Origin of the sequence: Kitasatospora sp. NPDC091257, assembly GCF_044757675.1 — a bacterium.
Taxonomy (GTDB): Bacteria; Actinomycetota; Actinomycetes; order Streptomycetales; family Streptomycetaceae; genus Kitasatospora; species Kitasatospora lactacystinica.
Genome location: NZ_JBIVVI010000037.1, coordinates 1 through 17,243, shown reverse-complemented (window position 1 = coordinate 17,243; position 17,243 = coordinate 1). Strand labels below are relative to the sequence as shown.

Here is a 17,243-nt window from a genome sequence, read left to right as displayed (position 1 = left end):
GGAAAGCTACCTCGCCGGCCTTCACCTCCGCGGCGCAATGATCTGGATCAAGGACCTCACCCGAACCCATTGATCACGACCGAATACGCGGCCTAGCCGCGGCTTACCGCCCTACTGGTGCGCTGGTGGCGCGAGGCATGCCCTGCCGGCACCGCTATTGCGAGGACGCGCACGATGACGAGCAGAACGGCGGTGGGTAGGCAGGGGTATCGGAGATGAAGACAAGCGCCTTGCCGCAGGCCAGGCACCCGTTGGCGGTCTTGCGAATGCGTCGGGCTTCCTCCAGCGCGATGCCTCTCAGCCGTAGCCGCTCACGGTCAATGGCGTGACGCATGGCCATCGCTTCGGCTTCGTCCCAGATGTACTCCTCGATGAGATCCTCATCCTCGAAGAGGGTGAGCAGCAGTACCTGGGTGACCTCTTGGCTGGCACCTTGGAGCACTGCAGCCTTGACCAGGATCTCGGACTGGCGGCTGCCTCCCAAGCGAGCGGGATCAGCATCGAGCCTGTCGCGGTGGGCCTGACCCCAGTCCTTTGCCATGCGGACCAGAGTGGGCACATCGCACGAGACGAGGTGCGCATGGCACCGGTCGATTGAACCGAACTGGATCGAGCGGCCCGAGCAGTGCGGAATTGGGCACAGCGGCGTGGTCCAGCCTCCGAAGAGGCTCATCTCCAAGCGCTCCGGCCACGCGTCTACCGGCGTGACGACCACCGACCGGCTAGTTACCGCCTCGACTGCCAACTCTGCACCGAGCCCCTCACGGGCCAGGGCACCCGCAAGGGACAGCACCGTCTCAAAGGGGATTACGCACCCCAGCACCTTCGACTGAAAGCCGAAGGTGAGGTGGTCGTCGTAGTCCTCGATGGGAGTTGCCGGAAACGTCGTGCACTCAGTGAGCAGATCTCCCAGCCGGAAAGCCCTCGGGCTTCTGTCCGCTTCGGACTGAAGCGAAGCGGAGCTACTGCTCTCCCCAGGCGAGCTACCACTTCGCAGCGCCACGGTGTACTTGTTTCCATCGCGCTTCTGCCTGGCTCGGGCACGGGCCTTGGGCCCGCTGGTTCCGTTCTTGGTCACAACGACTCCACCACGGGATCCCACGCATCCCGCTTGGAAGTGCGCCGTGCTCGGGCGGGACGTATGACAGTCATTCCACGGGCCCTCGCCGGCAGTGCCGGGTGGCCTTGGCCCTCTGCCCGGCAGCGTGGGCGCCGAGACGAGCATGGCGTGCGGCGTGCGCGTCCTGCCGCTGCAGAAAGCGTAGCGGCAATCTCACCCGCACGGACACGATGAGCACCAGTGCCAGCAACGTCGCGTACGAAGGTGGTCCTGCAGAGAACTCGTCAGACGTTGCTATCCGCAGGAGCAGTAGTCCCACAGCATGACGATGGTCCACGCGACCTGACGCTGGTTCCCACACGGCCCCGTCTCCGCGAACCAAAGCTTCACCTCCAGCGCCCGGGCGCCGTCGGGGCCCTCGACGTGGAGCTCCAAGCCGTCGTCCTGTCGCAGTCAATAGCGCTGGACACCGGCCAGTTCAGGCGGCACAGGTTGCGTGGCTGAAGATGCCGACCGCAGGCCGGTCGGAGTTGTCGCGGGGCTGGCGAGCCGAACTCCACCAATCAGTTGGAGAGTTCGGATCGCTGTCGAACTTGATCGTCCAGCCTGCCGTCCTCCAGGTCACTGAGAGCGGCTGCGTACCCTGCCATTACTGCCTCATGCACGAGGTCGTGGAGCTCGACGGGGATCATTGCGTAGACCCCCGAACAGACACTCTCGGCGGCATCGTGAGCGGTGCGATAGTGAGATTCGCTGATGGAGTCGCCCAGAAGGCGGACAAGATCAGATACGGACTTCTTCAGGTCACCAGCCACGCCCGACCTCTACCCTCCAGTCATGGCACCGATGCCACCCCACTCGCATTCACGATCCTCTCCGCCCAGACCGCCCGAGGGTCAGCTGGGGTACCTCCCGAATCGACTACATCGGTACTCCTGCTCGGCTAGCCTGTTTGGAGTGACGGAAGCAACATTCAGCGGCCCAAGTGGCGCTCGGTACAGCGAGATCGCAGAGGATCTCGCGATTCTCGGCGAAGCGTTCGGGTTGGGTGAGCTTCGGGAATGCCGCTTCCTGTCGGACGGCTTGATGAACGGGAACTGGCGGCTGGATACGGCCGAGGGCTCGTTCGCGTTGAAGCGGATCATGGATGTGCCGCTGCCGCTGGCGCGTCGGAACCTGGCTGTTCTGGCGGCGCTGGCCGATGACGGCCTGCCGGTGGGCAGGGCACGGCTTTCCGGGACCGGGGACGCAGTGGTCGAGGTCGCTGACCGCGGGTACTGCGTGATCCCGTGGACGGAGGGTAGCCACGTGCCGGGTACGGCCCTCTCGATCAGGCAGGCCGGTGACCTCGGCGTTCTTCTTGGTCGGATCCACCGGAGCCTGAACGGTGAGCGGCTGGCCGACCTGCTGCTGCCGGGGCCGGAGCAGGTGACCGTCTCGGTGACCACGCCCGCTGCGGCTCACCAGGAGGCGGACCGCTTCCTCGCCGTGATTGCGGGGCGGGAGAATCGGACCGCGTTCGACGCCCAAGCGGCTGCGGCCCTGGCCGAGCGCAAGGCGCTGCTGGAGAAGTACGGGAGCGAGCATCCGGTCGGCAAGGTAGCGGTCGGCCCGGTGGGGTGGACGCACGGTGACGTGCAGCAGCGGAACGTGCTGTGGCGGGACGGCGTGATCGTCGGGGTGATCGACTGGGACCGGATCCGGGTGCGGCCGTTCGGTGAGGAGGTCGCCCGCACCGCCACGGTGCAGTTCGGCGGTGAGGACGGCTTCCTCGACTTGGCGCGGACGTCCGCGTTCGTGGCCGGCTACCGGTCGGTGGTGCCGCTCCCCGTTCCTGCGCTGGCGGACGCGGTGGAGCGGCTTTGGTGGAAGCGGATGTCGGACTACTGGCAGCTGGTCTTCCACTACGACCGCGACGACTACTCGTGCGACCACCTGTTCCCTCCCGCCGAGCGCTTCCTGGCCTGGTGGACGGAGCGGCGCGAGGACGTGCAGGAGGCGTTCGCGGCTATGCCGTGAGAACTGTGCGGGACAGGACGGTGGCGAGGGCTTCGGCGACCTGTTCCATGTAGTCCGGAGCCGGGATCTGCGGCACCTTGAGGACGATCATCTGCCGTAGGGCCTTGTAGTAGTTCGGCAGCGCGTCCCTGGTCGGCGGCTGGTAGGGGCTGTTGGCGAGGTGGGGCCAAAAGCGGGCGGCGAGTTCGGGGTGCTGGAGCAGCGGCGTCTGGCTCCAGTCCTCGTACTGGGAGCGGATGGGGATGCCGACCGCCCGGCACTCCTCGTGCAGCGTCTTCGGGTCGGGGACGCGGACGTTGATCGTCAGCGGGGTGCCGTACCAGCCTCGGACGGAGAGTTCGCCGATCGCGGGCCAGGCGATGGGCGCGTCGTACTCCTCCAGAGCGTTGCGGAGGGTGGCCAGGTTCTGTTCGGCGGCGCGCATCCGGTCGGGCAGCGAGCGGAGCTGCCGGCGGGCGATGACGGCGGAGACGGCCGGCATCCGGTACTTGTAGGCGGCCCCGGTGTCAGCGAGCGGCTTCAGCTCGGGGAAGGTGAGTTCGGCGGCCAGCCGGACGGGGTGGTGGCCGAGGGTGAGGGCGCGTTCGTAGATCTCGCGGTCGGAGGTAGTGAGGACGCCGCCTTCGCCGCCGGAGACGGACTTGGACTCCTGGAGGCTGAAGCATCCGGCGGCGCCCCAGGAGCCGACTGCCCGGCCCTGGTAGACGGCGCCGTGGGCGTGCGAGCAGTCCTCGACGATCGGCAGGTCGGTGGCCTTGGCGAGCTGGTCCATGCGGGCAGGGATGCCCCAGGTGTGGGTGGCGAGGACGGCGGAGCACGTGTCGGCGACCTGGGCGACCGCAGCGGTGGCGATGTTGGGGCTGTCCGGCTCGATGTCGCAGAAGACGGGGTAGCTGCCCGCCTGGAAGACGGCGGTGATGGCGGAGATCCAGGTCATCGGGGAGACGGCGACGCCGGCTTCGGGGTTGGCGCCGACCGCGTGGAGTGCGGCGTGCAGGGAGGCGGTGCCGGAGTTGAACGAGAGCGCGTGGCGGGTGCCGGTGAGGCGGGCGAAGGCGGCTTCGAGGGCGTTGGTGGCCGGTCCTCGGTTGATCTCGGAGAGGTGCCCGTCGTCGAGCAGCTTGAGGACAGCGTTCTTCTCGGCCTGTCCGTATTTGGGCTCGCGGGGAAACGGGAGGGTGACCTTGGGGTTGTTCATGGTGTCCTTCCGGGCCGAGCGGGTTACGGGCGTCGCCGTTCGGTGGAGCGGCAGTCGGGGGTGATGCGCGGGACGGCGGTGAGTTCGCCGTGGTCGAGGTCGTCGAGGTCCGCCTGGATCTGGTCGGCTCGCAGCCGGAGCATGCTCTGGTCGTCGCAGGAGGCGTGGAAGTGCAGGAGTGAGACCGCGATGCGCAGGCGGAACAGGACGAGCGGCAGCAGGCTGTCGGCGGGGAACGGGCCGTCGAAGTAGCCGGCGAGGAGGGCCTCGGTCATCGGGGCGGGTTCGCGCAGGGACCAGCCAGCGAGTTCGGCCAGCGGGTCGCCACCTCGGACGCTCTCCAGGTCGACGACTCCGGTGATCCGCCGGTCGTCGGTGAAGAGGTGGCGTCCGACCCAGTCGCCGTGCAGGAGTTTGGGCGCCGTCGTCGGGAGGCGGTCGGCTCCGGCTTCGAGGACGAAGCGGGTGCGGTTCAGGAGGTTGGGCAGGTCGAGGCCGTCGAGGTTCGGTGTGCTGCGGAAGGGCAGGGCGAGGAACCAGCCCTGGACGGTGGCGTGTTGGCCGATGCCGTACCCGTCGAGCTGGCCGAAGCTGCTGACCTCGATGGTGTGCAGGCGACGGAGGACCTCGCCGGCTCGGACCGCGGCGTCCAGGTCCTCCGGCCTCGGCGGTTCCGCTTCGATCGGACGGCCGGGGCAGCAGGTCTCGACGCACGCTTCGATGCTGTGCCAGAGGATCTGGGCGGCGGGGACGCCCGCTTCCCGCATCCGGGCAGAGGCCCAGGCGGCGGTCGGATAGCGCGAGCGGCTGCCCGCGCGGCGGACTTTGACGACCAGTTCGTCGCCGTCGCGGGTGGTGGCGGCGAAGGGGAGGCTGTCCGTTCCGGACCTCAGCGGGGTGAACTGCGCGTCGGTGCTGTCGAATCCGGCTGCGGTGAGCGCGTCGAGCAGCAACGGGTGGGGTCGGGCGATGGTGGTGTCACGGGCGGGCATCGGGGACCTCCGGCACCGGGACGGGGCGGCGGCTGGCGGCGGACTGCAGGGCGGCGTCCAGCAGGGCGATGGAGCCGAGGTTGTCGATGGCGGGTATGGGGACGGCGCCGGGCTGGTGGAGGGCGTCCACCATGGCGATGATGCACCGCTGGTAGGCCGGCGGCCCTGCCTCGGCCGCCCCCGGCCTGGCGGCGGGGTCCGGCGCCCATCGGGCGGCGAAGCCTCGGGCCTCCACGCGCCACTCGCCGTTAGCGTTGGTTCGCAGGACCGGGTCCACGATGTACCCGCCTCGGTAGGTGAACAGCGAGTTGTCCGCGAAGTGCACGGTGATCACGGCGATCGAGGTGTGCGGGGCGAGGAAGCCGGTCGGTGTCTCGGTGCAGGTGATCTCGGTCGGTGGTGCGGTGATCAGGGCGCGGACCTGGTCGAAGGCGTGGACGGCGAGGTCGGTGGTGACGGGCAGGTGCTGGCTGCTGCGGAAGCCAGGGCCGGGCAGGGTGACGAGGGTGTCGGCGGTGACGGTGAAGGGCGGTAGGCCGCCGTGGCGGGTCATGTCGCGGAAGGCAAGGAATCCCGGGTCGGTGCCGCGGTTCTGCATGACGGCCAGCAGCAGGCCGCGTTCCTGCGCGAGGTGGACGAGGTCGAGAGCGTCGGGCAGGTTCAGGGCCAGAGGCTTCTCGGTCAGGACGTGGAGTCCGTGGGAGAGGGCCTCGCGGCTGACGCGGTAGTGGTGGTCGGGCGGGGTGAGGTTGACGACTACGTCGATCGGGGCCAGGGCGAGCGCGTCGTCGAGCGTCGCGGCGAACGCGGGGCTCAGCTCGTACCGGTCCGCGAGCGCCTGCGCTGCCTGCTGGTAGGGGTCGACGAGGGCAGCGATCTCGATGCGGCGGTCCGCGAGCAGGGAGCGGACCCAGCGGCTGGCGATGGCGCCGCAGCCGACCAGGGCGGCCTTCACGATGCCTCCCGCAGCGGGTGCTTGCCGGCCTGGTGGCGGCGGATGTGGTCGAGGGCGCGTTCGGTGAGGTCTTCGGGCGAGCCGGTGGTGGTGTCGAGCCGGACGACGGCCGGGGCGAGCGGGTGGTCGAAGTAGGCATTGAAGTGCTCGCTGAAGTGGCGGTCGTAGAAGATCGTCGGCATGCCTTTGCGCAGGCGGGCCCGGCGGGCGAGCGCCTCCGGGTCGGCGGTGAGGACGATCGTCAGGTCGGGCATCGCCACGGTCCGGCTAGTGACTGCGAGTTGAGCCTGGTCGTCGCAGTCGAAGCCGTGCATCCGGCCGACCGCGTGGGCGTGGGCGAGGAGGGTGTCCACGGTGCGGTCGAGGATCACGTCCCACCCCTCGGCGAGGGCCAGCAGCGTTCGGGCGAGCCGGAGGTCTTCGACATCGAGGAACTGGGCGATGTTGGCCAACTGGTGCTCGGCGGTGAAGGGTTCGGGCTTCGGCAGCCGGGAGGGGTCGGGGCTGGCGTGGTAGTAGCAGGGGATGACGGCGGGCTCGCCGAGATGGGTGGCGAGTGCGGCGGCCAGCGTGGTCTTGCCGACGCAGCTGACGCCCTCGATGCCGAGGATCACGGGGTCTCCCTGTCCGAGGTGGTGGGTGGGGCCGCGCGGCGGTTGCTCTTGGGGGCGAGGGCCGTACGCCTGGTGCCAGTGATCGCCCAGCGTCCGAGGGCGGCCAGCGGGCCGATGCTCTTGAGCAGCAGGCCAGCCAGGGTCTCCGCGCTCAGCGTGGCGGCCTCCCGTACGGTCAGCGGCCGGCCCTCGGCCTTGGCCAGCTGGCGGACCGGCGCGACGGTGGCCATCCAGAGCGCGGCGACGGCCGCCGCCCGGACGGGCAGGCGCGTGCGCGGGCCGAACGCGAGAGCCAGGCAGGTCGCCGTCGCGGGTGAGACCAGCAACCAGGCCATGCCCCGATAGGCGCCGATGGTGAGCGCCGCCGCGTTGTCGAGGCGGCTGCCGTGGCCTTGGGCGTGCCAGCGGGCGGCGCACTGCGGGTAGTCAAGGTAGCTCTGGAACCAGCGTTCGCTCTGGGACAGCAGCTCGGGCAGGTGCTCGGCCGCCGGCACCGTGGTGGTGAAGGGGAGGCTGTCGACCGGGATGCCGGTCAGGGTGAGCCGGTAGCCGAATGCGACGTCGTCGAGCACGGTGAAGGTCGGCAGGCCGCCGACCTTCCGGAAGACGTCGGCGCGAACGAGCAGGCCGTGGCCAACCGTCTGGGCCAGGCCCTGCCGGCTCCGCGCTCGGCGGGCGGAGCCGGCGTATCTGCGGAGGTTGGGGATCTCGCGGCGGAGGGTCCACAGGGTCTGGGCTCGCGCGGCGCCCCGGCACAGGCTCCGTTCCCACCAGGTGTCGGCCGCGCCCTGAGTGGCGAAACGAGCGGACTGCTGGACGACGCGGGGCAGCTCGCCGTCCTCCACCCGGCGGCGGGCCAGGAACTCGGCGGTTCGCAGCAGCAGTTCGCGGCTCGGCCGGGAGTCCACGTCGTAGACGGCGATGTACGCATCGGCGGAGTCGGCCGCGAGCTGGTCGACGGCGGCGTTCACCTGGCCGGCCTTCCGACCGTCGCCCTCGTAGTGGACGTGCCGCACCACCTGCCCCCGGATGCGCGCGATCTCGTCCACGATGACGTCCGCCGTCGTGGGGAAGGCCGATAGAGCCTCGGCAGCCGTTGCCGCAGTGAGCGCACGCTCTCCGGTCGCAGCCAAGGCTTCGGCGAGGGCGGTCAGTTCCTCGCCGATCAGCTGCGGGAAGCGCTCCACCGTGAGGTCGGCCTTCACCGCTCCCATGAGCCGGGCGGCGAGGTGATCCCGTTCGCGGTCCTCGCGCGCCGTGGACACCAGGGTCATCGTCGAGCCCGGGAAATCGCGCAGGAGCGGCACGAACCACGCCAGGGCACCGGCGATGTGCTGCTGCTCGCGCAGCACCGGGATGACGACGTGCAGCACCATCGGCTCCGCTGCCGGAGGCGGGGTGGGCCGGTCGGCCCAGGCCAGAGTCCGGCGGACGTGCCGCAGACCGTTCGCATTGCGCGCGGCGACAGCGGCGGCGATCCACCAGGACGGCCGCCGCCAGAACGGCTTCCGCGCGCTCACTCGACTCCTCCCGAGCCGATGAAGTCGTGGAACAGCCGGTAGGTGCCCCGGAGCTGGCACTCCGGGTAGTCGTCCTGCCAGGGCTTCGCCGGCCCGGCGAAGTGCACCAGGTCAGCCGTCTTCTCGTCCTCCAGGAGCTGGGCGAGCGGGCTGTCCTCCTCGGCGTAGTGGACGAACCCGGGCTGGGCGGCCTGCGGCGACATGGCAAAGGTGTTCCAACGGCGTTCCAGCCGGTGCCAGTTGTCGTCGACGGCCCAGTTCAGCGCGTCCTGGTCCCAGAACCGGACCTTGTCCGGGTGCTCGGACAGGAACTGCCTCGACCGCTCGAAGACGCCAAGCTGCTGGCAGCGGTCGAGGTCCATGAGCATGACGCCGCTGTTGAAGTAGTCCCGGCCGTACGGGACTCCGAGCTCATCCCAGCCCGGCAGTTGGATGCCGCGGCCGATGACCGGGTTCTGCGGGTCTCGGACCGCGCCGAGCGGGCGACCGTCGAGGGACTGCCGCAGCAACGGACGAAGGTCCCCGAGCACCAGGGTGTCGGCATCCAGGTAGAGCACCCGCCGCTCGTCGGGGATGACCTCCGGGATGGCCAGGCGCACGTACACCGCACCGCTCACCCAGTCGGAGATCGGGTAGCGCGGATCGGTCGTGGGCGCCGGCCGCAGCTCGGTCCGCAGGCCCATCCGGTCGGCATCCCGCAAGATCGCCTTCCGGTTGGCCTCGCTGATCTGCTGGTCGAGGACGATCAGGCGAAGCTCGTCGACGACGCCGGGATGGGCGGAGGCGATCGACTGCATCAGCGTCCGCAGCGGGCGGGCGTACCCGTCGTCGACCCCGCAGACGAGTGCGGGCAACGGGTGGGAGTCGGTGTTCACGAGGTACTCCTTCGGATAGCAGCGGCAGCGGCCTGGCGAGGGAAGTGCAGCCCAGCCCAGTCGAGGGTCTGCCGCAGGCCGTCGCGCAGGTGGGTGGTGGGCTCCCAGCCGAGGTGGGCACGGGCCGAGGCGATGTCGGGGCAGCGGCGCTTCGGGTCGTCGGCGGGCAGCGGGACGAACGTGATCGCGGACGAGGAATCGGTCAGCGCCCGGATCTCCTCGGCGAGCTGGCGCATGGTGATCTCGTGCGGGTTGCCCAGGTTCACCGGGTCGGTGTGCTCCGCAGTGGCGGCGGCGAGGAGGCCCTCGACGGTGTCGGCGACGAAGCACAGGGAACGGGTCTGGCTGCCGTCGCCGGCCACGGTGATCGGCTCGCCCGTCAGTGCCTGCCGAACGAAGGCGGGCACCGCGCGCCCGTCGTCGGCACGCATCCTCGGCCCGTACGTGTTGAAGATCCGCACGATCCGGGTGCTGGCGTCGCCCGAGCGCTGGAAGCACGAGGTCAGCGCCTCGGCGTACCGCTTGGCCTCGTCGTACACACTCCGAGGGCCCACCGGGTTCACGTTGCCCCAGTACCGCTCCGGCTGCGGGTGCACGAGCGGGTCGCCGTACACCTCGGAGGTCGACGCGAGCAGGAACCGGGCCCGCTTCGCCTCGGCCAGCTCCAGGGCGTTGAGCGTGCCCATCGCACCGACCTTCAACGTGGCCAGCGGGTGGCGGGCGTAGTCGAGCGGCGACGCGGGCGAGGCCAGGTGGAAGACGAAGTCCACCGGCCCGGCCACGGCGAACGGCCGGCTCACGTCGTCGGTCTGGAAGCCGAACCCTTCAGATGACCGAAGGCTCGAAAGGTTCTCAAGACGGCCGGTCAGCAGGTTGTCGACGCCGACCACCTTGGCGCCGAGGTCCAGCAGTCGCTCGCACAGGTGCGAGCCGATGAACCCGGCGGCCCCGGTGACGACTGCGGTACGGCGGGCGAACGCGCTGGTTGCTGCCGTTCCCCGGGGCTGTGCTGTGTTCAGGCGAGGCACGGTGCTTCTCCTCCAACTCGTAGACGGACAGCGGACTGAACCGCGGCGGCCTCAGACGGTCGGCTCCCGATCCGGGAGTGCGCGAGCCGGCGGCGCCGCGAACTGGTACTCGGCATTGGAGCTGGTGCTGGGCGACGATCCCAAGCAGCGCGAGCGTGACAACGTGGCCCAGCCCCCACACCACAGCGAGCGCCCTCCCCACCGGATCTCGGTGCGCGCCGCGGTGGCGGCCTTGCTGCGGGTTTTCGACTGCGTCCATGGCCGGGGTCCCCTCCGCTCTTCTCGGGCGACGGCTGGTCCAGCGTCGCGGCGTCACCGAGCGTCGCGGAACGTTTCCAGGGGGTTTCTCTCCGAGATCGCCCACGCCACAGCGGGTAGCAGTACGCTCACCAACAGGGCCTACAAAGCCGGGGGTTGAGATGAGCGAAGACGTTCTGGCGATCCACCCGCTCACCTACCTGCTGCAGTTACGCGGATGGGGAAAGATCCAGTTCGCGCGGATGATGTGCGAGCGCGGCGCCGCACTGAAGATCCACCTGGCGACCAACCGGACGCTGGTCTGGAAGTGGGAGCAGGGCCAGGAGCCCGAGCCGGACGCACAGTACGTTCTCGCCGACCTTTTGGGCGTCAATCCCCGTACGCTGGTTGCCAATCCATGGCCGCGATGGCTCCCGGTCTGGGAGGTGACCGGCATCACGGCGCCGTGGACGAAGGCCGGTACCGTGGACGTACTGGTGGAACTGGTCAGGAGTGGTCATATGGATCGGCGGGGCTTTCTCACCATCACCGGGGCCACCATGGCCACCGTAGCCGCGAGCTGGGCCTCAGCCTCGCCCGCCCTCGCCTCCGCCCTCAACGGCGACCAGGTGACCGACTCCATGGTCGACACCCTCGACGCCCGCGTGGCCACCCTCCAAACCCTGGACGCCCAGATGGGCGGCGCCCGCCTCATCGAACAGGCCCGCGGCGACCTCGCGATCATCACCAGCCTGCTCAAGCACGGCCGCCACACCGAAGCCGTCGAGGCCCGCCTCTACGGGCTCGCGGCCCAGGTCAACTACATCGCCGGCTGGATGGCCTACGACAGCGGCCTGCGCTCAGCCGGCCAGCAGTACTACCTCGGCGCCCTGCGCGCCGCGAAGACCGTGGGCGACGACGCCCTCGGCGCCTTCCTCCTCGCCGAGATGGGCGTCCACCTCTCCGACAACGGCAACCCCGCCGAGCGCGTCGCCCAGGTCGAGACCGCGCTCGCCAACACCCCCTCGACGATGCAGCCCGGCGTCCGCAGCTACCTCGAACTCCACCACGCCGAGAGCCTGTCCCGCGACGGCCAGCACGAGAAGGCTGGCTCCGCCCTCAACCGCGCCCACGACCTCTGGGCCAGGAACGGCGGCGACCACCTCCCGAGCTGGCTCTCCTGGTACGGCGACGCCCAGCTCAGCTCCACTGAGGGCAAGGTCATGCTCCGCGCCGGCCAGGTCGAGCGCGCCACCAGCGCCCTCGCCTCCTCCATCGACCACGCAGTCCCCCGCGACCAGGCCGTCCGCTCCGGCCGCCTCGCCACCGCCCGCCTCGCCGGCAAGGACCTCGACGGCGCCCTCGACGCCGCCAACCGCGGCCTGGACCTCCTCGAAACCAAGGTTCACTCCGGCCGCGCCGTGAGCCGCCTCACCAAGTTCGACGGCTACCTCAAGCCGTACGCCACCGAGCCCGCCGTCGCCGAGTTCCGCGAGCGGCTTCGGGCTCTGCCTGCGATGGCAGCCTGACCGATCTCGTCCGACTCGCCACTCGGCAAGCGGTGCTGTGCGACGATAGGACTGCAGTCCCTTCCTCTCATCACTCTGGCGAGCATGCCCCGTTGGAGCCAACAGATCTGACACCAAGCGGGCGAGCCGACACGCAGGAGAAAGCTGCCCGTGCCCACCTTGCGGTCGAACAACCACGGCAGTGTTGGCCCACTGCCGACAGCGATAGTGCGTGCCGCCATAGCCGTGTGCCGCCATGCACTCCACTGGCGTGACGATCAGCGTGCCATCTTTCTTAACGCTGGAGTGTCGCACGCTCACTATGACCGTTACGATTCGCCGGAGTTGAGTAAGGCCAAGATCGCTCGGGCGCTCTTCGATGACCTCGGGGGACAGGGCTCGGTCGGCCACGCTGTCCAGCGGAAGATCGTTGAAGAGCTATGTCAGATGAAGCGGCCACACTCTGATGCACCGGACCAGCGGGCTAGTGCCGAAGCTCTGACCGAGCTCAAGCGCGAAGCTGTAGCGGAGCAGATCCTCGTCAATCCCGAGCAGGCCGCTACAGAAGCGCGGAAGGCGGCTGAGAAGCGACGTGTGCAGGCAATCGCCGAAAGACGGCTGATCCTCGGTGAGTTGTGCGCTGAGTTCATTGCGCTGGTGCAGCAGGGGAACGGGCAGAGCACCCAAGGCCGCGGATACGACTTTGAAAAACTCTTGGCGCGGCTGTTTCAGGTCCACGACCTCGACTACCGTCCGTCCTATCGCATAGACCGCGAGCAGATCGATGGTTCCTTCCACTTCCGAGGCTTCACGTACCTTGTCGAGGCCCGGTGGCGGTCAGCACAGCCCGACCTGGGTGACCTCCTCGACTTCAAGGGGAAAGTGGACGGGAAACTCGACAGCACCCGTGGGGTCTTCATCTCGATGGCTGGCTTCGACCCGGGCGTCCTCGATTACTTCGTGCGAAACTCTCGGGGAAGCCGCAACAACATCATCATGTTCACTGGCCGAGACGTTTCCCAGCTATTCGAAGGAAACATTGGGCTCGTAGACGCGCTCACCAAGAAGGTCGACGCTGCCGAGCAAGAGGGTCTTGCGCTGTGCGAACTGTGATTCGGGGCGGACGCCCTGACGGGCTCCGCCCCTATCTGCTCATGCTGGCCGAGGAGATCGCTCAGGTCGTGGGACGGTAGGCGCTCTTCTTACGCAGACGATGCTGCCGACAGGCGGGAGGGCAAGCTGATCGGCCATCGCCCCGTGGTGCCGCTGCGGCACGGCGATCGAGCTGACCAGGCTTTCCGGACCTTCCGGTCGCACGGCGATGCTCCGTCACCTGCCAGCGCCAACGGCGGTGCTCGAAGAATGCCTTCCACAGCTCCAAGCGATGGCGAGAGTCCTTCGGGAACGTGAAGCGGAGAACGCCGAGGGCCACGGCTGCTACCAGTACAGGCGCGGACCCTGGGTGGTCGGTGAGGAACCGCACGGATCAGCCCTTCCCGTCGCACAGCTCGAGTGTTGCGGTGCCCAGCGCGACCCGGTAGGCGTCACCGTGGCGGGTGAATCCGGCGCCCCTGATTCCGGCCTCGGGGTGGGTCAGGGCCACTGCCAAGTCGCGGGGCTCGGGATAGCCGGTCCAGCGGAACATCCATGAGTCCCCGGCCCCCCAGAGCCGGCGGACTGCACCGTGCCGAATCACCTCCGGTTCCCTCCGGTGCTCGACTCCGGGCCGCTCCAAGGGGTCCCAGGACAAGCTGGTCGCCCAGCGGCCACGCCGGTCCACGAGGTTGTAGCGGGAGACGAGACCGGCCAGCAGAGTGGTGGCGTCGTCCGAGATCGGGGGGACCGCTGCCAGTGCACGGCGTTCGTTCGCGGTGAGGCCGTGGTCCACCGTGAGATAGCGGTGCAGGGGCTTGCAGATGCGCTTTTTGCCGCGTTGGCATGCGGCGGGGTCTCCGGTGATGGTCAGCAGTGCACCGGTAGGCAGATGGCGAAGGCGGAGGGAGCGCTGCCCGTGACACGTGTAGCTGACCTCGTGCCGTAGTCCAGGAACACCGCGCGAGTCGACCCCCGCGGTGGGCAACAGCCGGGTGGCCACGTTCTCCGGGGCGCGCTCTGCCACCATCACCAACTGATCCCGGCGGGGCGACATCACCGGATCATAGGAGGCGACAACCGCGTAACCCCACCTCGCAGTCGGACCGGTGTACACGTTGCCGTTGAAGAGCGCCAGCGCCAGCAACGCCCGGAAGGCGCGCTGGTCGTCCGAGCAGTGGTCCAGGCCGAGCTGGTGGGTGTCATCGTTGATCGCGGACTGGGCGGCGGCCTTGCTCTCCCCGGTGTACTCGACGCGGAGCGGGACCCGCTCTGCAGGCGCCATGGTGTGGATAGGCAGTGCGCCCAACTCGTGTGCGGCGAGCAATCGTGCCTGCTGAAAGGGGATTGTGTCCCCCGACTCGCGCTGAATGCAGCGTGTGCGCTTGTTGATGTCCCTGTCGAGCGTCATATCCGGCTCCCGGTGGGCGCAACTCAGTGCTCCCGCCCACTGCGCCCCATCGGAGGAACGGCAGTTCTCAATCACGCGCGCCCGACGGCACTTTGCGCCCTCAACCCTGGGTGACTGCGGGAGGACCCAGGTCCGACGTAACGGCGAGCGTGGTCGCCTGGGCCAAAGCATACGCCTTGAGCGTGTGGACTACATCATGAACTGGCCACCTCTGCCGCTCCGTTACCGGAGGCCCGGTTGCCCGTTGTCGCGTCAAGTTCGTTGCCTCCCGCAGCCCTCCTGCCGCCCATCAGGTCGCCGAGCTGTTTGCCGCCGGGACTGCGGTTACGGCCCTGAACGGGCGTTGTTGCTGGGCACGGGCGGTGCCGGCGGCCCGTACGGCGAGGTGGTCGTGGTCATTGCGGGGGTGGTGTATCGCGTGGTGCTCCTGGACATGGCTGCGCGGGTGCGTAGTTCGTCCGGGGTGGCGGCCGGGGCGGGGGTGGGGAGGTTGGCGTCGCGGCGGATGCGCCAGGTGAGGACGGCGGCGGGTGAGTCGGCGGTGGCGAGTTCGCGTCGTCCAGCGGCGTTGGTGAGCAGGGTGGTCGGGTCGTGGCCGACGGCTTCGGCCTGGGCGAGGGTGGCGGCGAGGGCTGCCCAGTTGTCCTCGGCGAGGAGTCGGGCGGCCTGGTCGGCGGGCAGGGTTCGGCGGACGGTGTCGGCCTGCCGGTCGTGGTCGGGCTTGGGGAGGAGTCGGCCTTCGAGGGTGAGGTGGGCGATCGGTTTGGCGGCGTGGCGGGTGTAGGCGGCGCGCAGGTGCCCTGCTGCGGTGTGGGCGGCTTCGGCCTGGTGGCGGTGGCCTTGGGCGGCGTGCCACTTGGCGATCACGATGGCGAGCAGGACGAGGCTGGCGAGGATCGTGGCGGCGGCGGTGCCGTCCTCGCCCCGGCCGCTGGCGGGTCCGGCGTGGAGGAGTTCGCGGGCGGCGGAGCGCATCGCCCGCAGTTCCCGGTCGGCGGCGCGGGTGTGGGCGATGCGGGTGTACTCCAGGGCCCGTGCTGCCTGGTGGAGTTCCTTCCTGCTGAGGGTCGGGCTGGTGGCGGCGAGCGTGTCGAGGACTTCGAGGCCGCCTCGGATCACCGCCTCCGCGCGGGCGGCGTCCTGGTCGTCGTCGAAGGCCGGGTAGGCGCGTTCGATGGTGGTGCTGGCCCGGTGGCGGCCGTCAGCGGGCCAGGTGCGGGCGTCGGGCGTGGGGAAGGCGGGCTGGTCGACACCGAGGGCGAAGCAGGCCTGGATCTTCGGGTGGGTGAGGTCGGAGGCGAGCTTGCTCCCGGAGAACCAGACCGGCCCGGTCTCGTCGCCGGTGGGGAGGGCGAACTTGTAGCCGGTCACGTCGCCGGAGGGCGCGCGGCGCACGCCGATCAGAACGCCCTTCGCGGTGAGCCGTGCGGTGAACTCCTCCTCGTCCGCGGCCCCGGCCAGGGCTTGTCGTACAGCGGTGCGCAGGCGGTCGCGGTCGGTGCCCTCCCGGCCGAGACGCTCGGCCTTGCGGATCTCGGCGCCCGTGGCGCGCTTGGGGATCGCGTCCCGGTACTCGCGGGTGCGGGTGTCCGAGAGGTTCTTGAGCCCGTACTGGCGCTCGATCTTGGTGAGCTCGTCTTCGACGCGGTACTGGTCGCCGTACAGGCGAGCCTGGGTGAGGTCGGCGCGGACGACAGTGGCGAGGATGTGGATGTGGTCGTCGGCGTGGCGCACGGCGATCCAGCGGCAGGCGTCCTCGTCGCCGTCCGGGGCGATGCCGGCGGCGGCCATGGCGCGGCGGGCGATGGCGGCCCAGTCCTCGTCGTCGAGGATGCGGTCGCCCGGGTCGGCGCGGATCATGCGGTGGTAGACGTGGTTGTTGACCTTCCTTCCGTACTGGAGGACGTGCAGGTCGAGGGCGTCCCCGAGCTGTTCGAGGGTGGCGGACGGGTGCCGGCCGGGGTCGGGGACGAAGCCGTCCCAGGAGGCGACGATGTGCGGGTCGGTGTGCTCGTTCGCCTTGCCGGGGCCGTACAGGTAGCGGAGCGCGCCGAGGGTGTCGTTGCCGTGGACGGCCTTGCTGATCACCGGCGCTTTGCCTTCTCCAGCGCCGTGGCCACCCGGTCGACTTCCGCGATCAGCACGGCACCTTCATCGAGCGCCTCGCGCACCGCGGTGGCGGCTTCCAGGTACGCGTCGGGCCCCGGCTGGGAACGCGCGTGGAAGGCGTGCGTGAGCTGGTTGAGGTTGTTCGCCGAGCCGGCGTGCTGCCGGCGCAGCAGGCGCACCTCGGTGGCCAGCTCGTCCAGGCTCGCGTCCCGGCCGCCGAGGCCGACGATGGGGTCGTCCGCCAGGACCTTGGTCGCGCAGTAGGCAGCGATGGCCAGCCCGTGTTCGGCCGCGCGACGGGCGATCTCGGTGTGCTGCTCGGCGGTCACGCGGAAGGCGATCTTCACGCGCTTGGGGTTGGTGTTGTCGCGGCGGCGACGCTTCGACGCGCGCGGCTCAGGCGGCGTGGCGGAGCGGACAGCACGGTGCTCGGCACGTTCGGCGGCGTGTGCGCGGCGGGACTCGGTGAGCGTCTCCTCCTGCTTCGCCGCGCCCTCGCGGTGAAGTTCCGGTGCTGCCGCCCCCGGCAGCAGCGGCCCGGGCCCCCCCCCCCGGGGGGGGGCCGGCGCCGGGGGCGGGTCGGAGATCACAACACAGAAAAACACAAACACCAAATAAAAGAGAT

The 17,243-nt window shown here is 69.6% G+C and carries 15 protein-coding genes; 3 read left to right on the top strand and 12 right to left on the bottom strand.

Features of this window, described 5'->3' with window-relative positions:
* Positions 1-154: 154 nt before the first annotated feature.
* Positions 155-1,078: a hypothetical protein gene (locus ACIQOV_RS03320; protein WP_401044299.1), complete on the bottom strand. Its 924-nt coding sequence runs from the start codon at positions 1,076-1,078 to the stop codon at positions 155-157.
* Between the two features lie 276 nt (positions 1,079-1,354).
* A complete protein-coding gene (locus ACIQOV_RS03315) occupies positions 1,355-1,495 on the bottom strand; it encodes a hypothetical protein (protein ID WP_401044296.1) in 141 nt (46 codons plus the stop codon).
* 522 nt (positions 1,496-2,017) lie between these two features.
* Here ACIQOV_RS03315 and ACIQOV_RS03310 point away from each other — a divergent pair.
* Entirely contained in the window at positions 2,018-3,079 is a 1,062-nt protein-coding gene (locus tag ACIQOV_RS03310; RefSeq protein WP_401044293.1) for a phosphotransferase, read from the top strand.
* Here ACIQOV_RS03310 and ACIQOV_RS03305 read toward each other — a convergent pair.
* Genes ACIQOV_RS03305 through ACIQOV_RS03275 form a run of 7 tightly spaced genes read right to left on the bottom strand, consistent with a single transcriptional unit; the run spans position 3,069 to position 10,252 of the window.
* The gene (locus ACIQOV_RS03305; RefSeq protein ID WP_401044290.1) at positions 3,069-4,277 is read right to left on the bottom strand and encodes a DegT/DnrJ/EryC1/StrS family aminotransferase; all 1,209 of its coding nucleotides are present in this window, start codon (positions 4,275-4,277) and stop codon (positions 3,069-3,071) included. The two genes, ACIQOV_RS03310 and ACIQOV_RS03305, sit on opposite strands and share 11 nt — an antisense overlap.
* 23 nt (positions 4,278-4,300) lie before the next feature.
* The gene (locus ACIQOV_RS03300) at positions 4,301-5,269 is read right to left on the bottom strand and encodes a phosphotransferase family protein (protein ID WP_401044287.1); all 969 of its coding nucleotides are present in this window, start codon (positions 5,267-5,269) and stop codon (positions 4,301-4,303) included.
* Positions 5,256-6,224 carry a Gfo/Idh/MocA family protein gene (locus tag ACIQOV_RS03295; protein WP_401044284.1) on the bottom strand — a complete coding sequence of 323 codons (969 nt, stop codon included), beginning with the start codon at positions 6,222-6,224 and terminating at the stop codon, positions 5,256-5,258. Before ACIQOV_RS03295 ends, ACIQOV_RS03300 begins: the two co-directional genes overlap by 14 nt.
* The gene (locus ACIQOV_RS03290; protein WP_401044282.1) at positions 6,221-6,838 is read right to left on the bottom strand and encodes a hypothetical protein; all 618 of its coding nucleotides are present in this window, start codon (positions 6,836-6,838) and stop codon (positions 6,221-6,223) included. The genes ACIQOV_RS03295 and ACIQOV_RS03290 overlap by 4 nt, the downstream gene beginning before the upstream one ends.
* Positions 6,835-8,358: a glycosyltransferase family 2 protein gene (locus ACIQOV_RS03285; protein ID WP_401044279.1), complete on the bottom strand. Its 1,524-nt coding sequence runs from the start codon at positions 8,356-8,358 to the stop codon at positions 6,835-6,837. The genes ACIQOV_RS03290 and ACIQOV_RS03285 overlap by 4 nt, the downstream gene beginning before the upstream one ends.
* Entirely contained in the window at positions 8,355-9,233 is an 879-nt protein-coding gene (locus ACIQOV_RS03280) for a glycosyltransferase family 8 protein (RefSeq protein WP_401044277.1), read from the bottom strand. Before ACIQOV_RS03280 ends, ACIQOV_RS03285 begins: the two co-directional genes overlap by 4 nt.
* A complete protein-coding gene (locus ACIQOV_RS03275; protein ID WP_401044302.1) occupies positions 9,230-10,252 on the bottom strand; it encodes a UDP-glucuronic acid decarboxylase family protein in 1,023 nt (340 codons plus the stop codon). The genes ACIQOV_RS03280 and ACIQOV_RS03275 overlap by 4 nt, the downstream gene beginning before the upstream one ends.
* Positions 10,253-10,680: 428 nt before the next feature.
* On the opposite strand from ACIQOV_RS03275, the gene ACIQOV_RS03270 reads away from it, so the two are divergent.
* Positions 10,681-12,027: a transcriptional regulator gene (locus ACIQOV_RS03270; RefSeq protein WP_401044275.1), complete on the top strand. Its 1,347-nt coding sequence runs from the start codon at positions 10,681-10,683 to the stop codon at positions 12,025-12,027.
* A gap of 324 nt (positions 12,028-12,351) precedes the next feature.
* Positions 12,352-13,119, top strand: coding sequence for a restriction endonuclease (locus ACIQOV_RS03265; RefSeq protein WP_401044273.1), 768 nt, complete (start codon positions 12,352-12,354; stop codon positions 13,117-13,119).
* 373 nt (positions 13,120-13,492) lie between these two features.
* On the opposite strand, the gene ACIQOV_RS03260 is transcribed toward ACIQOV_RS03265, so the two are convergent.
* From ACIQOV_RS03260 to ACIQOV_RS03250, 3 genes are all read right to left on the bottom strand, one after another.
* Complete coding sequence (locus tag ACIQOV_RS03260; protein ID WP_401044270.1) at positions 13,493-14,509, bottom strand: hypothetical protein; 1,017 nt, start codon at positions 14,507-14,509, stop codon at positions 13,493-13,495.
* A gap of 324 nt (positions 14,510-14,833) precedes the next feature.
* Positions 14,834-16,597, bottom strand: a complete 1,764-nt coding sequence (locus ACIQOV_RS03255; protein WP_401044268.1) for a relaxase/mobilization nuclease domain-containing protein — start codon at positions 16,595-16,597, stop codon at positions 14,834-14,836.
* Positions 16,594-17,243: plasmid mobilization protein (locus tag ACIQOV_RS03250; RefSeq protein ID WP_401044265.1), on the bottom strand; the 650-nt coding region annotated here is incomplete at its 5' end. The genes ACIQOV_RS03255 and ACIQOV_RS03250, both read right to left, overlap by 4 nt.